The organism is Caballeronia jiangsuensis (assembly GCF_046030135.1).
Taxonomy (GTDB): Bacteria; Pseudomonadota; Gammaproteobacteria; order Burkholderiales; family Burkholderiaceae; genus Caballeronia; species Caballeronia jiangsuensis.
Window position 1 is genome coordinate 22,505 of the sequence record NZ_JAQQDB010000018.1, and the last position, 15,822, is coordinate 38,326.

16 protein-coding genes are annotated in these 15,822 nt (G+C 63.3%); 7 read left to right on the forward strand and 9 right to left on the reverse strand.

What is annotated here, in order from left to right; all coding sequences use genetic code 11:
* The first annotated feature begins 274 nt into the window (after window positions 1-274).
* A complete protein-coding gene (locus tag PQR08_RS20085) occupies window positions 275-529 on the forward strand; it encodes a DUF6723 family protein (RefSeq protein WP_187604377.1) in 255 nt (84 codons plus the stop codon).
* 221 nt (window positions 530-750) lie between these two features.
* Window positions 751-2,145 (forward strand): MFS transporter, encoded by a 1,395-nt coding sequence (locus PQR08_RS20090; RefSeq protein WP_250486086.1) that lies wholly within the window; start codon window positions 751-753, stop codon window positions 2,143-2,145.
* 55 nt (window positions 2,146-2,200) lie between these two features.
* Here the strand turns inward: PQR08_RS20090 and PQR08_RS20095 are convergent, their stop codons facing one another.
* The 5 genes from PQR08_RS20095 to PQR08_RS20115 all read right to left on the reverse strand — a co-directional run bounded on the left by PQR08_RS20095 (window position 2,201) and on the right by PQR08_RS20115 (window position 7,988).
* Entirely contained in the window at window positions 2,201-3,154 is a 954-nt protein-coding gene (locus tag PQR08_RS20095; RefSeq protein WP_250486087.1) for an ABC transporter permease, read from the reverse strand.
* A gap of 7 nt (window positions 3,155-3,161) precedes the next feature.
* On the reverse strand, window positions 3,162-4,142 hold the full coding sequence (locus tag PQR08_RS20100; RefSeq protein WP_250486089.1) for an ABC transporter permease: 981 nt from the start codon (window positions 4,140-4,142) through the stop codon (window positions 3,162-3,164).
* Window positions 4,132-5,694, reverse strand: coding sequence for a sugar ABC transporter ATP-binding protein (locus tag PQR08_RS20105; protein ID WP_250486090.1), 1,563 nt, complete (start codon window positions 5,692-5,694; stop codon window positions 4,132-4,134). Before PQR08_RS20105 ends, PQR08_RS20100 begins: the two co-directional genes overlap by 11 nt.
* A gap of 69 nt (window positions 5,695-5,763) precedes the next feature.
* On the reverse strand, window positions 5,764-6,771 hold the full coding sequence (locus PQR08_RS20110) for an ABC transporter substrate-binding protein (RefSeq protein ID WP_035509698.1): 1,008 nt from the start codon (window positions 6,769-6,771) through the stop codon (window positions 5,764-5,766).
* A 128-nt stretch (window positions 6,772-6,899) separates the two neighbouring features.
* Complete coding sequence (locus PQR08_RS20115; RefSeq protein WP_250486091.1) at window positions 6,900-7,988, reverse strand: LacI family DNA-binding transcriptional regulator; 1,089 nt, start codon at window positions 7,986-7,988, stop codon at window positions 6,900-6,902.
* Between the two features lie 211 nt (window positions 7,989-8,199).
* Here PQR08_RS20115 and PQR08_RS20120 point away from each other — a divergent pair, with 211 nt between their 5' ends.
* Window positions 8,200-9,000, forward strand: a complete 801-nt coding sequence (locus tag PQR08_RS20120; protein WP_250486092.1) for a phytanoyl-CoA dioxygenase family protein — start codon at window positions 8,200-8,202, stop codon at window positions 8,998-9,000.
* The gene (locus PQR08_RS20125) at window positions 8,997-9,929 is read left to right on the forward strand and encodes an aldose 1-epimerase (protein ID WP_250486093.1); all 933 of its coding nucleotides are present in this window, start codon (window positions 8,997-8,999) and stop codon (window positions 9,927-9,929) included. Before PQR08_RS20120 ends, PQR08_RS20125 begins: the two co-directional genes overlap by 4 nt.
* 12 nt (window positions 9,930-9,941) lie before the next feature.
* Here PQR08_RS20125 and PQR08_RS20130 read toward each other — a convergent pair whose 3' ends face one another.
* The 3 genes from PQR08_RS20130 to PQR08_RS20140 all read right to left on the reverse strand — a co-directional run bounded on the left by PQR08_RS20130 (window position 9,942) and on the right by PQR08_RS20140 (window position 11,213).
* Window positions 9,942-10,244: a hypothetical protein gene (locus PQR08_RS20130; protein WP_250486094.1), complete on the reverse strand. Its 303-nt coding sequence runs from the start codon at window positions 10,242-10,244 to the stop codon at window positions 9,942-9,944.
* A 308-nt stretch (window positions 10,245-10,552) separates the two neighbouring features.
* On the reverse strand, window positions 10,553-10,924 hold the full coding sequence (locus tag PQR08_RS20135) for a hypothetical protein (RefSeq protein WP_187604371.1): 372 nt from the start codon (window positions 10,922-10,924) through the stop codon (window positions 10,553-10,555).
* Between the two features lie 67 nt (window positions 10,925-10,991).
* Window positions 10,992-11,213 (reverse strand): hypothetical protein, encoded by a 222-nt coding sequence (locus PQR08_RS20140; RefSeq protein ID WP_187604370.1) that lies wholly within the window; start codon window positions 11,211-11,213, stop codon window positions 10,992-10,994.
* Window positions 11,214-11,328: 115 nt separating this feature from the next.
* Between PQR08_RS20140 and PQR08_RS20145 the strand changes: the two genes are divergently transcribed.
* On the forward strand, window positions 11,329-12,540 hold the full coding sequence (locus tag PQR08_RS20145; protein WP_238216204.1) for a putative DNA modification/repair radical SAM protein: 1,212 nt from the start codon (window positions 11,329-11,331) through the stop codon (window positions 12,538-12,540).
* Window positions 12,540-13,964, forward strand: coding sequence for a UdgX family uracil-DNA binding protein (locus PQR08_RS20150; RefSeq protein ID WP_250486095.1), 1,425 nt, complete (start codon window positions 12,540-12,542; stop codon window positions 13,962-13,964). The genes PQR08_RS20145 and PQR08_RS20150 overlap by 1 nt, the downstream gene beginning before the upstream one ends.
* A gap of 2 nt (window positions 13,965-13,966) precedes the next feature.
* Here the strand turns inward: PQR08_RS20150 and PQR08_RS20155 are convergent, their stop codons facing one another.
* A complete protein-coding gene (locus PQR08_RS20155; protein WP_250486096.1) occupies window positions 13,967-14,755 on the reverse strand; it encodes an SDR family NAD(P)-dependent oxidoreductase in 789 nt (262 codons plus the stop codon).
* A gap of 197 nt (window positions 14,756-14,952) precedes the next feature.
* Here PQR08_RS20155 and PQR08_RS20160 point away from each other — a divergent pair, with 197 nt between their 5' ends.
* A complete protein-coding gene (locus tag PQR08_RS20160) occupies window positions 14,953-15,765 on the forward strand; it encodes a hypothetical protein (RefSeq protein WP_250486097.1) in 813 nt (270 codons plus the stop codon).
* The last annotated feature ends 57 nt before the right edge of the window (window positions 15,766-15,822 follow it).

Consider the following 15,822-nt stretch of genomic DNA (forward strand, 5'->3'; position numbering starts at 1 on the left):
GCGACGTCATGTGCCGGCAATGCACGTATTAAGGTTCGAATCGCTTGCGACGCGCTTCATGGCACGCAGGCGATTTTCGAATTCTCGCACGGAAAACGGCTTCGGTTTGTGTCGGCTTTGCGCGCGGCAGGCCCGCCTGCAAACGCGCTCCGGCGTCCGCGGATCATCGGACGGGAACGCGCCGGACGTTCGGAACGCATTTTGCTGAAACGATGCCGACCCAAGCACATTGCGTACTCACGCAGCCACGACGTTCGAGAACATGTCCAGATCGATGCCCAGAACCACACTCACCTCCGAAGCAGGGACGTACGAAGGCTTCGATATCTACGCGTCGTATGTGGTCAACGCGACGGGCATGCACATCGGCACACTCAAGGTGGTTCGCAGGCGCGACAAGCGCGTGCTCTATCCGTTCGACGGCTGCGAGACCATCGGCCCGTTCGAATCCAGCGAGGACGCGCGACATGCCGCCGAAGCGCTCGGCAGACGCATCGTCACGGCGGACATCGCCAATCCCGAGCCTTGATCGCGTGCCGGCGCGAATGTCCTGTGACACGCGGTAAAAAGCCCCGCGATATCGGCGACTCATCGGCAAGAATCGCCCGTGCTTCGGGGAAAACCCCAGCGTCCCGATCGTCCTAGGACATGCGAGGCATGCGGGATGCGTCTGTATCTTGAACTCAAGGCGGTGCGTGGCGCGCGAACTCGGGCGCAGCACCGGGCCACTGACGCACCCGGACAACGACTATGAGTTACGTGCAACCCTCCACGACGCAAGACGCGCAATCGCGCGCACCCATCAGACGCGCGATGGCGGCTTCGGCCATCGGCAACGCGACCGAGTGGTTCGACTACGGCATCTACAGCTACGGCCTCACCTATATTTCAGCCGCGCTCTTTCCCGGCAGCACGGCGCAGGCCACGCTCTTCGCGCTCGCGACCTTTGCGATTTCCTTCCTCGTGCGGCCGCTCGGCGGACTCTTCTGGGGACCGCTCGGCGACCGGCTCGGCCGCAAGCATGTGCTCGCGCTGACCATCATCATCATGTCGATGGCGACGCTGCTCGTCGGCGTCCTGCCATCGTATGCGAGCATCGGCCTGTGGGCGCCCGCATCGCTCGTTGCGTTGCGCATGGTCCAGGGCTTCTCGACGGGCGGCGAGTACGGCGGCGCGGCGACCTTCATGGCCGAGTACGCGCCCGATCACAAGCGCGGCTTCTGTGGCAGTTTCCTGGAGTTCGGCACGCTCGCGGGCTTCTCGCTTGGCGCCTTCCTGATGCTCGGCTGCTCGGTCCTGCTCGGCAACGACGCGATGCACGCATGGGGCTGGCGTCTGCCGTTCCTCGTCGCGGCGCCGCTCGGTCTGATCGGACTTTATCTGCGCTCGAAGATGGAAGACACGCCGGTGTTCCGCGAGTGCGCCGAAGCATCCGAACGCGAGCACCACGCGGGCTTGCCGCTGCGCGAACTTTTCGCGAGCTACTGGAAGCCGCTGCTTCAGCTCGGCGGGCTGGTGGTCGCGCTGAACGTGGTGAACTACGTGCTGCTCGCGTACATGCCGACCTTCATGAAGAAGGAACTCGGCATGAGCGACAACCTTTCGCTGCTGCTGCCCCTGATCGGCATGTTGTCGATGATGGTGCTGCTGCCGTTCGCGGGCGCGTTGTCGGATCGCATCGGGCGCAAGAAGGTGTGGTGGCTGTCGCTCGTCGGCATCTTCGTCGCGGCCGTGCCTATGTTCACGCTGATGTCGCATGGCATTGCCGGCGCGCTGATCGGGCTTGGCGTGCTGGGGCTGCTTTATGTGCCGCAACTCGCGAGCATCTCGGCGATGTTCCCCGCGATGTTTCCGACGCAGGCGCGTTATGCGGGGATGGCGATCGCCTATAACATTTCGACGTCGATCTTCGGCGGCACCGCGCCGATGGTCACCGACTGGCTCATCGGCCGCACGGGCAGCACGCTGGTGCCGGCGTATTACATGATGGGCGCTTGCGCGGTGGGCGCGATTGCGTTGTTGTTCGTTACCGAGACGGTGGGGTGCTCGCTGCGTGGGCGGGAGATTCCTGGTGCGAAGGTGAGCGGCGGGGCGCGTCGTGAGGATGTTGCGCATGAGGGGTTGCCGGAGCATCGGCACGCTTGATGAATTGCGTGAGCGAATCCACCTGCGGCCCGACGCGATCGGGCCGCGTTGGTTTTCAACGCGCCACCTTCACCGTTTTTTTTCCACTCAACACCCGCGCCTGCAACACGATCACCAGCAACAAGAACAACCCGCGAATCACCGACTGCCAATAAGCCGAAAGCGAGATATACCCCAACCCGTTTTCAAAGTTCAAAAGATTGAACACGAGCCCAAGCAGCGCGACACCGGCAATCGTCATCGCGATGGAACCTTCGCCGCCAGTCAATCGCGTGCCCCCAAGCACCACGGCCGAAATCGCAAACAGCTCCCAGCCGACGCCCTCGTTTGGCTGCCCCGCGCCGAACTGCGCGGCGAGAATCGCGCCGGCGATGCCTGCAAGCAAACCCGAAACGGCATAAACGAAGACCAGCGTGCGATCGACGTTCAGTCCCATCAAACGCGAAGCCTCTTCGCTGCCGCCGATCGCCAGCGCATGCCGCCCGAACCGTGAACTGCGCAACGCGATCCACCCGATCACCGCCGCCGCCGCGCAGACGATTCCGGGAATCGGCAGGCCCAGAAAATCGCCTTGCCCGAATGCGGCGAAATTCGTATCCGAGGATATCGCCACCGCATCGTTATGACCGAGCAAAAGCGCGAGCCCATGCGCGCCGAGGCTCGTCGCCAGCGTGACGATGAACGGCAGTATCCGCATATGCGTGATGACGAGCCCGTTCAACACGCCGACCGCAAGTCCCGCGAACGACCCGGCCATCACGCCGGCCCACGCGCCATGCGGACTCGCCAACGCCGATACGACGCTCGCGAGCGCAGCCACCGCACCAACCGACAGATCAATGCCGCCCGTGATGATCACGAACGCCATGCCGATCGATATCAACAGGAACATCGAGTTGTATCGCCAGAACGACGTCACGTTATACGCCGACAGAAAATGCTCGTAACGCGTGACGCCCAGCACGAGCAACGCGACGAGCGCGATCAGAATGGGCAGGTTCTTCTTCATGGAAAAGTCAGCCTCGCTTGCGTTGCACGTACACCGCGGCAATGATGATCGCGGCCTTGAGCACGAGCGCGGCGGCATCCGGAATGCCGTGCGCGAGCAGTGTGTAACGCAACAACTGAATGATGAGCGCGCCGATCAGCGTGCCCGTGATATACGCCTTGCCGCCGGTCAATGCAGTGCCGCCGACCGCGACCGCCGCGATTGCATCGAGTTCGACGCCGAGGCCCACCACGTTCGCATCCGACGACGAATTCACAGAGATCGAAATGAGCCCCGCGAGTCCCGCGAGCGCCGCGCATACCGTGTACGCGATCATCTTGACGCGCGCAGTCGGAATGCCGGAGAGATACGCGGCGTCCTCGTTGCCGCCCGTCACGAGCAGGTATTTGCCGAACAGCGTCTTGCGCACGATCCATGTGAAGAGCGCGACGAGCACGAGCATCAGCAGGATCTGGAAGGGCACGCCCGCCACCTTGCCGAGCGCGATCCACTGAAACGCGGGATTGTTGAACGCTTGCAGGCTGCCATCGGTGACGACCTGCGCGATGCCGCGACCCGCGATGAACAGCACGAGCGTCGCGACGATCGGCTGCACGTTCAGACGCGTGACGAGAAAGCCGTTGAACACGCCGCATAACGCAGCGGCGATGACCGGCAACGTGAACGCGAGAATGATGCCGAGCGGCCCGTCGATATTCATGAAGAGCATCGGCGCGAGCGCACCGGCAATCGCCATCGAAGCACCGACCGACAAATCGATGCCGCCCGTCGCGACGACCAGCGTCATGCCGATGCCGACGATCACGATCGTCACCACTTGCGTGAGATTCACGTTGAACGTCTGCAACGAAAGGAAGTGCTGCGTGAAGATCAGGTTGAAGACGATCATCGCGAGCAGCACGGCGACTTCGCGCTGGATCGCGACGCCGCGTTTCCTCTTCACGGGCGCCTGCACGATCGGTGCGGCGCGTTGCGTGTCATCGATCATGTTTCGCTTCCTCCACCGCTTCGGCGAGCGTCGATTCCGCGCCCGCGCCGTACGCGATCGCGTCCATGATGGATGCCTCGTTCATCTGCGCGCCGTCGAGTTGCGCGACCGTTTCGCCATCGCGGATCACGACCGCGCGATCGGCCACGGCCGTGAGTTCTTCCAGTTCCGATGCGGACAGCAGCACCGCGAGTCCCGCATCGCGCAACTCGCGCACGATCTTCGCGACATCCGCTTTCGCGCCGACATCGATGCCGCGCGTGGGTTCATCGAGCAGCAGAAGGCGAGGGTGGGTCGCGAGCCAGCGCGCGAGCAACACCTTCTGTTGATTGCCACCCGAGAGCTCGCGTATCGGCTGATCCGGCGAGCGCAGCTTGATGCCGAGCGATTCGACGAAACCATCGACGATCTCGCGCTGTTTCGCGATATCGACCACGCCGCGCTTCGTCAACGCGGGCAGGCATACGAGCGTGAGGTTGTCGCGCACGGACAGCTCCGGCACGATGCCTTCGGCCTTGCGATCTTCCGTCAGATAAGCGATGCCGCGCGCGATCGCATCTTTCGGTGACTTGAACGCGGCATTCTCGCCGCCGACCGCGAGCGCGCCCTTCGCCGGGCGGTCCGCGCCGAAGAGAAGGCGCATCGTCTCCGTGCGTCCCGAGCCGAGCAAACCCGCGAGACCGACGGCTTCGCCCGCGTGCACATCGAGCGATACGTCCGTGACTTTCGTGCCCGCGGCGAGGCCTTGAGCCGAGAGCGCAACAGGTCCGCGCTTGGCGAGGTTCGCTTCCTTCACCGCGCTATCCTCGTGCACGACGGCGGCGAGCGTGCGGCCGAGCATCGTCGTGACGAGCTTCAGCTTGTCCATCTCCTGCATCGAGTTTTCGGCGACGGTCTGACCGTCGCGCATCACGGTGACGCGATCGCACAGCGCATACAGTTCATCGAGCCGATGCGACACGAAGATCACCGCGCGCCCGTCGTCGCGCAAACGGCGCACGACGGTGAAGAGCAGTTCGACCTCGCGTTCGTCGAGCGAGGACGTCGATTCGTCCATGATGACGAGCTTCGCATCCGACGACACCGCCCGCGCGAGCGCGACCATCTGCTGGATCGCGGTGGAATATTCGCGCACGGGCTTCTTCACATCGATTCGTAATCCGAACGATTCGAGCAATTCAGCCGCGCGCCGCTGCACCGTCTTCCAGTCGATGAGACCGAGACGGCGCGGCTCACGCCCGAGAAAGATGTTCTCCGCGACCGAGCGGAACGGCACGAGGTTGATCTCCTGATAGATCGTGCTGATGCCTGCCTCGCGCGCGTCCTTCGGTGTGCGGAAATCGACTTCGCGGCCATCGAAGCGAATCGTGCCCGCGCTCTTGCGATATGCGCCCGTCAGAATCTTGATGAGCGTGGACTTGCCCGCGCCGTTCTGGCCGATGAGCGCGTGCACTTCGCCCGCCGCGACCGAAAGGCGCGCGCGCTTCAACGCAGCGACGCCGCCGAACGCGATGTCGATGTCCTGCATGTCGAGAAGGAGAGTCTGAGCCATGCCGTGAGTCCGTCGAAATGAAAAAGCGAGCGCCTTCGATCAGGCGCCCGCAAGACACACACACTCCGCTCAGTACCCGTACTGCATGCTCGCGTCGACGTTGCTCTTGTCGTAGAAGCGATCCGAAACCTTCACCCACGGCGGAATCGTCTCGCCCTTCGCGTACTTCTGCGCGACATCGCACGCGAGCGGCCCGAAGAACGGGCTCGATTGCACGCTCGCGCCGAGCTCGCCCGCCTTGATCGCTTCGAGCCCGCCCTTGGTGCCGTCGATCGTCACGAGGACGATGTCCTTGCCCGGCTGCTTGCCCGCCGCCTTGATCGCGGCGATCGCGCCGAGCGCCATTTCGTCGTTGTGCGCATAGACGGCGGTCACATCGGGATGCGCCTGGAGCAGCGTCTCCATCACCTGGCGGCCCTTGTCGCGCGCGAAGTCGCCGCTCTGCGACGCGACGATCTTCATGCCCGAATTCTTCGCGATGACTTCGTCGAAGCCCTTCTTGCGATCGTTCGCGGCGGAAGCGCCCGTAGAGCCTTCCAGTTCGATGATGGTCGCTTTGCCGTTGGTCGCCTTCACGAGCCAGTCGGCGGCGCGGTGCCCCTGATCGATGAAGTCCGAGCCGATGAAGGTGATGTAGTCCTTGCCCGCCTTCGCCATCGACTGGTCGATGTTGCGATCGACGAGAATCACCGGAATTCCCGCCTTCTTCGCCTGCATCACGACGGGCACGAGCGGCTTCTCTTCACGCGGCGGGAACACCAGCAGATCGACGTGCTGCGCGATCATGCTCTGGATGTCCGAGACCTGCTTGGCCGCCGAGCTGTTGGCGTCGGTCATGACCATCTGCCAGCCGCATTTCGCGGCGATATCCTTGAAGCTCTTCGTTTCCGCGAGACGCCACGGGTTGTTGCTCTCCGTCTGCGCGAAGCCGACCTTCAACGGCTTCTTGTTCGGGATTTTCGGCAGTCCGTCATCGGCGGCGTGCGCGGCGGTGAAGCCGGCCGCGAGCGTCAGGGCGGTCAGTGCGGCGGCGAGCGGGCGCAGGCCCAGGCGCGATTTCTTCTCTAGCGACAGCATGTCTTCCTCCATAGGATGGTTTGCCTTTTTCTAGTGGTGCCGATGCTTGTGTTGCCCGGTCTGCCTGCTGCGAGAGTGGTCATGCGTACTGCGACTTCGGCGATTATTTCATCGCGTTTTATTACTGGTCAATCGCTAATATTATTAATTGCGAGCTGTTTTGCTACGGTGATTTCCCTGACCGAGCCGCGTTCGATCAGCGGACCGTCGAGCTTCACGGTGCGGCGTCGCACCGGTGCGCCCGCAGCGCGGTTTTCTTCTTCCTGAAGCAGCGTTTCGACCGCCCAGCGCCCGAGCTCATAGTTCGGCAGGACGACGGTGGAAAGCGGCGGATGCGTGTGCCGCGCGATTTCCTGATCGTCGTAGCCGAGCACGGAGACGTCATCGGGTACGCGCAGGCCGAGCTGTTTGAGCGCCTCGATCGCGCCGAGCGCCATCAGGTCGTTCGCGCAAAAGATCGCAGTCGGCGGATTCGGCTCGCGCATCAGCGAGAGCGTTTGTTCGAAGCCGGTGCCCGGGCTCCAGTCGCCTTCGCGAACGAGCTCCGGCGCGTATGGCAAGTCGGCCGTCGCGAGCGCGGTGCGGTAACCCTTCAGCCGATCGCGCGCCGCATCCTGCCACGGCTCGCCATTGATATAACCAATGCGTTTGTGGCCCGCGGCCAGCAGATGATCCGTCGCGCTGTGGCCGCCCGCGACTTCGGCGGGCACGACCGACGAAACGCTCGCATCGCTCGTATAGCAGTTGAGCAGCACGGTCGGAACTCTGGCGAGAAGCGCGGGCAGGGTCACCCGGCGCGTGTAGACCGTCGCGTAGATCACGCCGAGCACGTTCGGATTGCCGAGCGTTGCGTCGAGCACGCGCGCCTCGATCTCCGCGTTGCCGTGCGTCGAATAGACCGCGAGCATGCGCCCGTTGGCGAACGCGGCATCGCGCGCGCCGTCGATGCTGACGACCGGATGCGGACTCGTCGAAATTTCGTCGGCGAGATAGACGATCAGGTTGCGTTCGCCCTGACTCTCCAGTGCGGCGACCGGTTCGCGCTGCGTCATGCGATAGCCAAGTTCCTGCGCGGCACGCAGCACCTTGTCGCGCGTGGTATCGGAAAACTTCGCGCCGCTTGCGTTGTTCAGCACGAGCGAGACCGTCGATTGCGAGACTCCTGTGAGCTTCGCGATGTCGGTCATCGTCGGGCGGCGTTGCGTGGATTTTTTCATTGTGCGTGCCGCGTGCGGCGTCTGAAGCTTCCGCGAATCGTGTCGCGCGGGCCGAATGAACTTGCCACTAATATTAGTGATGAATGCCGCGGAAAGCACGGATTTATTGGTCATTTCAGATCAGGGTTTTCACCGGTTATTACTAATAATATTGACGAACGGATTACACGCGTGCGATTCTGTCCTCGCACTCGCAACGAGGAGAGGGCGCATGGGCAAATACGACGAGAGCACGCGAGACGCGTTCGCCGAAGCGTTCGAACGAGACGGCTTCGTGCTGTTGCGCGACCATTTCCCGCGTGCCGCGCTCGAAGCCTGGAACAATGCGTTCGCGCCGCTTTTGCAACCGCATATCGAAGCCGCACGCGAAGCATCGACGAGCGGTAATCGCGGACCGGGCCGCTACTACGTCACGCTGCCGTTCGAAGGCGTGTTTGGGGACCCGTCGATCTTTTGCGATGAAGACATCGTCGGCATCGTCGAGCGCGTGGCCGGACGCGATCCGGTGATGTGTCAGCTCGCCACCGATACGCCCGTGGCCGGCTCCGAGTACCAGGACTGGCATCGCGATACGCCGCCGCTTTTCGAAGACGCGCCCGAGACGCCTTCGTTTCAGCTTGCGGTGAATTTCCCGCTCGTCGATGTCGATGAGCGCAACGGCCCGCTCGAAACGACGCGCGGCACGCATTGCATGTCGCGGGACGACGCGCTCGCCGGTCTGGAGGCAGGGCGCTTCGCTGCCGAGCAGGTGCCGATGAAAGTCGGCGACGTGATGATTCGCGATGTGCGCGGGCTGCATCGGGGCACGCCGAATCTGAGCGGCGAGCCGCGTCCGATGGTGGTGATCGGCTACAGCCGTGCGTGGTACTTCCGGCCCGAGGTGCATATCGACGTGCCGCGCGACGTGTTCGCCGAATTGCCCGCGCGCGCGCGGCGTCTCCTGCGTTTCAATCCGCTGGTCGAGAAGACGGCGCGCACCTTCGACGAAAGCTACCGGCAGTTCGCATATTGAGCGCCGCACTGTCCGACACGCTCGTCGAGCTGCGTTACGGCGCACGGCGCGTGCTACTCGCGCCGCATGTGGGCGGCTCGATCGCGGCCTTCGACGAAATACGCGATGGCCGTTCGATCGACTGGCTGCGTCCCGCGACGCCCACCGCGCTCGCCGCCCGCGATCCGCTCGGCATGGCGAGCTTTCCGCTGCTGCCGTACTGCAACCGCATCCGCGATGCGCGCTTTCGGTTCGACGATGCGCTCGTCGATCTGTCCGGCGATGGCAATGCCTTTGCGCATGCGCTTCACGGCAACGCATGGCGCTTGCCGTGGCGCGTGGGCGAGGTGTCGGAGTCGCGCGCGTGCCTGCATTTTTCGCACGAGCCTTCGAAAGCAGCGGCGCATCACTGGCCGTTTGCGTATGAAGCGACGCAGGAATTCGCACTCGATGCCCACACGCTAACGGTCACGATCTCCGCGCGCAACCTGTCCGATCGGCCGATGCCCTTCGGCATGGGACATCATCCATACTATCCACGCACGCGAAACACACGCGTTCACGCGCACGTCGCGGCAATGTGGCATAGCACGCCCGATCTGTTGCCGACGCATGCGGGAGCGCATCCGTGCGTCGATGCGATGGCGTCGAAAGAAGGCATGTCCGCCGATGCATTCGATCTCGATAACAACTTCGCCGGCTGGTCGCGCACGGCGACGATCGCGTGGCCGGACGAAGGGCGCGCGATCACGCTCGACGCCGAGACGCCGTTCGATCACATGGTGGTGTACGCGCCGGCGTCGCATCCCGATTTGCTCTGCGTCGAGCCGGTGAGCAACGTGGCGGATTGGGTGAACCTCGATACCGACCGCGCGATGAAGGGCGGCGCGGTGCTGAAACCGGGCGAGTCGGTCATCGCGTCATTCGCATGGACGACTCGCTTTGGGTAGGACGATGTCCGCTTACTGACCGAAGAAGATGTCGCAGCGGGCCGCGTCGCGGCAGCCGCTCTGAGCGCGACCGCTTGCGGATGCGTTTGCGCCCGCGGCCATGCCGCCGTACGCGGCGTCATCGGTTTGAGCAGCGCGCGTTGCGATGGTCTGGTCCTGTTCGGGCGTGGCTTGCGACATGTACATCGGACGCATCGTCTGAACGAGTTGCTGCGCGTCGGCGGGCATGCCCTGAGCGTGTGCCGTGCCGACATTGGCGACGATCGCGCCCGCGGCCATCATCGCGAAAAGTTTTGGATTGACTTTTGCCTTCATGCTCCAGCTCCTTGAAACGAATGCACAAGCAGCCGGGAAACACGATTCTCGGACTCCTTGCAGCTTTATCGATGGATGGGATCGAGCGCAATGGCTAACTCGCCGCAACATGCTTCCCCCGACGCGACGATAGAAGACGCGTCGGCGCAATGAATAGCGCTCAGGGCTTAAGTTACGGGGATGAGGGAGCGGGAGAAATCCCTATCTCGTAGGGATGCTTTGGTGGGGAGTGCCGCGGAGTTGAAGAAAAAGCGCGCTCGGTCTCACGAAGAGACCCGAGCGCGCTTAGGAACTGACTTCAATGCAGTTTAGTTTGACTTCCCGGCACCGCCACTCGACGCACCCGAGTCCATGCTGCTCTTTTTGTTCTTGTGCATCTTGTTGCTGTGAGACGAGTCCATTGTGCTTGCGCCCGAAGCGCCCGACGTCGTGCCCGTCACACCGTTGGCGTTTGGCGTGCTCATGCCGGTCCCGCCCTGGCCAGCGCCGTTGCCGCCGGCCGTACCGCCACCGGCACCGCCGCCCGCGCCCTGCGCGAACGCTGCGCCCGACAAGCCCAGCATCAGTGCCGATACAAGCAGAGTTCTCTTCGCGTTTTTCATGGTGTCCTCCCGTTGATCGATGGTCTCGATGCGCACCGCCTCGCAAAATGCTGCGGTGTCACCGTTTGACTTGCGCAATCGCCGTGCCGCGCGCAAGCGCGCGGCGGCGTTGCGTCAAACCATGCTGCGGGAAGACGCGCGATAACTACGCAAGCGCCTCGTCACACCATTCGATGGCCCATGCCCGCGCGCAATGGACAGCGTCCGATTCGCTGGCAAAGGAATCCAGTTCGCCGGATTCGAAAACTTCCACATGCGCCGTGTGTTCGTCCGGCAGATGTGTGATCTTCGCGTGGGCGTAGTAGCTGCCGTCCTGGTCGTGATGCGCGGTGCAATCGATATGGAACGTCTTGTAGTCGAATCGCATAAACGGGCTCCGGGAAGATGACTCGCGGGCAGGCGCGAAGCGTGCGCAAGCATATTTGCGTTTGACTCCTTACCTCTCGTGAGATACTGTATATACATACAGTATCATATTCAAGATGGATCTCTCCGAAAAGCTCGAAATCCTCGCCGACGCTGCAAAATACGACGCGTCATGCGCGAGCGGCGGCGCGCCGAAACGCGAGTCGCGCGGCATCGACGGCCTCGGCGCCAGCACCGGCTCAGGCATTTGCCACAGCTTCACGCCGGATGGCCGCTGCGTCTCGCTGCTCAAGATTTTGTTGACGAACTTTTGTCTCTACGACTGCCGTTACTGCATCAACCGCCGTTCCAGCAATGTGCCGCGCGCCCGCTTCACGCCGGATGAAGTCGTTAGCCTGACGCTGGACTTTTATCGCCGCAATTACATCGACGGACTTTTTCTTAGTTCAGGTGTAATTCGTTCATCGAACTACACGATGGAGCAGCTCGGCCTCGTCGCGAAGACGCTGCGCGAGAAGCACCATTTTCGCGGCTATATCCATCTGAAGACGATTCCCGATGCCGATCCCGGACTCATCGCGCAAGCGGGACGTTACGCTGACCGCCTGAGCGTGAATATCGAGTTGCCGACGGAAATCAGTCTCGAACGTCTCGCGCCCGAAAAGAGCGGCCGCACGATCAAGCTGGCGATGGGCAATATCCGCGTCGCGCGCGAGGAGTCGGAAGCGGAGCCGCGCGCACCGCGTTTCGCGCCGGCGGGGCAAAGCACGCAGATGATCGTCGGCGCGGATGACACCGACGATCGCACGATCCTCGGCACCGCCGAAACGCTGTACGGCTCATATCAGTTGAAGCGCGTCTATTACTCGGCCTTCAGTCCGATTCCCGACAGCCCATCCGGCGTGCCGTCGAAAGCGCCGCCGCTTTTGCGCGAACATCGGCTATATCAGGCCGACTTTCTGATGCGCGGCTATGGGTTCGCGGCCGCCGAGTTGCTCGCCGACGCCGGCAATCTGCCGCTCGATATCGATCCGAAGCTCGGTTGGGCGCTTGCGCATCGCGACCGCTTTCCCGTCGATCTGAACACCGCGCCCGCGCGCATGATCGCGCGCGTGCCGGGCATCGGTATGCGCAACGCGAAGCGGATTGTCGAGTTGCGGCGCGCGCGGCGCGTGCGCTATCAGGATCTCGTGAAATTGCGCTGCGCCATGGACAAGGTGAAGCCTTTCGTCGTCACGGCGGATTACCGGCCGCCGCTCGGCGAGGCGCCCTCGGACAATCTCCGGCGCGCGCTCGCGACGGAGCCCGTGCAGCTTTCGCTGATCTGATGCATGTCCTTCTCATCGACGACGATTTCGACGCTTGGCGCGCCGCCGCGCTCGATGCGCTCGCGCGAGGACTCACGCCCGAATCGATCGACTGGCGCACGCCGCAAGGGGAACCGGCGCTGTTCAGCGAACCGGCGCAATCGGTAAGTGGGGTAAACGCGGCGGACGCACCGCAAATTCGCGTCTCACGCGAACTCGCGTCGCTCTTGAAGGACGCCGCGCATTTCCGCGACTCGCATCGCTGGAGCTTTCTCTATCGTGTTCTCTGGCGTTGGGCGCAGGGCGACCGCGCGGTTGCATCGCCCGCCGATGAAGACGGCGCGCGCCTCTACAAAATGGCGAAGGCAGTGCGCCGCGCACAGCACGACATGATCGCGTACGTGCGCTTCCGGCAGCGCGAGGCGTCGCTCGGCGCGCCCGAATACGTCGCGTGGTACGAGCCCGGACACGACGTGCTCGCCTGGGGCGCGGAGCATTTCGCGGCGCGCATGGGACGCTCGACGTGGCTGATCGCGACGCCCGACGGTGCCGCGATGTTCGACGGCGAGCGCCTGCAACTGGAACGCCGCCGCGCGCTGGCATCGGAACATGCCGTCGATACGCCCGACGCCACCGAAGCGCTCTGGATGACCTACTACGGCAGCATTTTCAACCCCGCGCGCCTGAACGAAGCCGCGCTCGAACAGCATATGCCGGTGCGTTTCTGGAAAGGGCTGCCGGAAGGCGCGCTGATTCCGAAACTCGTGAGCGATGCGCGCGGCGGCGCACGACGCGTCGCGCAGGCGCAAAGCGTCGGCGCGCTCGGCGGCAGGGCGGTGCAGGTGCAGGCGCAGGACGCACAGCCCGAACGCGACGCCCCCACGTCGCTCGACACCTGCCGCCGCTGCGATCTGTGGCGCAACGCGACGCAGGCGGTGCGCGGCGCGGGTCCGTCCGATGCGCGCATCATGCTGCTCGGCGAACAGCCCGGGGATCAGGAGGATTTGAAGGGCGAGCCGTTCGTCGGCCCGGCGGGGCAACTGCTTCACGACGCGATGCAGCGTGCCGGCATGCCGCGCGAGCAGGTCTATCTGACCAACGCCGTGAAGCATTTCAAGTGGGAGCCGCGCGGCAAGCGGCGTCTTCACAAGACGCCCGCGCAGCAGGAAGTCGAAGCGTGCTCGTACTGGCTCGAACAGGAGTTGCACGAGGTCGGCGCGCGCGTGATCGTCACGCTCGGCGCGACGGCGTTGGCGGCGCTCTTCGGACGACGCGCGACGTTATCGGCGCATATCGGGCGCGTCGTGCCGTATCGGGACAAATGGGTCGTCGCGACGTATCACCCGTCGTATGCGCTACGCCAGAACGACGAAGCCGCGCGCGAACGAACCGTCGCGGCCATCGTCGAGGCGCTCGAAAGGGCGCGCGAACTCGGCGGCCGATAAGCTCAGAACGCCGCGCGAATCACGCCGCCGTCCGCGCGCAACGCCGCGCCGTTCGTCGCCGATGACAGTTCCGAGCACACATACGCCACCATGTTCGCGATTTCCTCGGGCGTGATGAAGCGCTTGAGAATCGAGGTCGGACGCGCTTCCTCGAAGAACTGCGTCTCGAAGTCGTGGAAGCTCTTGCCGCCCGAAAGCTTTTCGACGAAATCGGTGACACCCTCGGAACTCGTCGGCCCCGGCAGCACCGAATTGACCGTGACGCCCGTGCCCTCGCAGGTTTCCGCGAGGCCGCGCGCGATCGCAATTTGCGCCGATTTCGTCATGCCGTAGTGAATCATCTCGACGGGAATCTGGATGCCGCTTTCGCTGCTGATGAACACGACGCGGCCCCAGTTCTGCTCCTTCATCTTCGGCAGATACGCGCGCGCGAGCCGCACGCCCGACATCACATTGGCGTTGAAGAAGCGCAGCCATTCCTCGTCGGCGATTTCCTCGAACGGTTTCGGATCGAAGATGCCCATGTTGTTGACGAGAATATCGACCTGAGGAAAGCGCTTCACGAGTTCCGCGACCTGCGCGGCGTCCGAGACGTCGCCGGCGAAGCCTTCGGCCTGCGCGTTCGGCACGAGTTCGCGCAGTTTCGCGAGCGCCGCATCGACGGACGCCTGCGAACGGCCGTTGACGATCACGCGCGCACCTTCGCGCGCCAGCGCCACGGCGATCGCATGACCGATGCCTTTAGTCGATCCGGATACCAGCGCGAGCCTGTTGGCGATCTTGAGATCCATCTCTGCTCCTTCGAACGAGTTGCGGATTGCGTCGACGCGCCTGCGCGACGGGTTCCGAGGATGGTAACCAGAAGCGGACCGGTTTGCAGCAACCGTGCGCATCATTGAAGATATAACCTCCACTTAGGAGCTTTCTAGTTAGGATCACAGAATAAAAAAACTATACTGCGCGTAATCGATCTCCTCCGTGGAAGCCCATGAACGCGCCTGTCAAGCCGACGCATATCTATATCGCGACGCCGAGCTACGGAGGCTCCGCCACGACGTGCTACATCAACGGCCTGCTCGATCTGGTGAACAGCCGTTTCCACAGCGGAATTACCTTCACCGTGGGGTTCAACAACTTCGAAAGTCTGATCACGCGGGCGCGTAACGTGATGGTCGCGAACTTTCTCGCGAATGAGGAGTTCACGCACCTGATGTGGATCGACAGCGATATCGGCTTCACGGCCGCAGACGTGCTGCGGCTCGTGCGGGCGGACCGTCTGGTCGCGGCGGGCGTCTATCCGAAGAAAACAGAAGGCTGGCCGCAAGGCGGTCTCGAAGCGGCATTGCCAGCAGGCACGCGGCATTCCGATTTTCGTGCGCGCTATGGACGGTTTCCGGTCAGCGCACGCGTGGCCGCCGATGCCCCGGACGCTGACGGTTTCCTCGAAGTCGTCGATGCGCCTACCGGTTTCATGCTGATCAAACGCGAGGTTTTCGTCGCTCTCATGCGGCACTTTCCGGAGTTGCGCTACACGCCCTACGAAAGCGATCTGGGTGTAACCGCCACGCGTGGAGCCACTGATTTCCACTATGCGTTCTTCGACACCATGATCGATCCCGAAACGGGCTTTTATCTGTCCGAGGATTACGCGTTCTGCCGGCGCGTGGCGCGAATCGGCGTGCGGCCGGTCATCGACACGCGTTCCAGTCTGATCCATCAGGGCAGCATGAAATTCGAAAGCAGCTTCGGCCGCTGGTTCGAATCGAGGCGCAATGAAGCCGGTCACAACACGCCTGGATAGGGCGCGTCAATCCGATCGATCCGCTAGGTTCCAGAATCCGCGTAAGCCTTGTCCCAC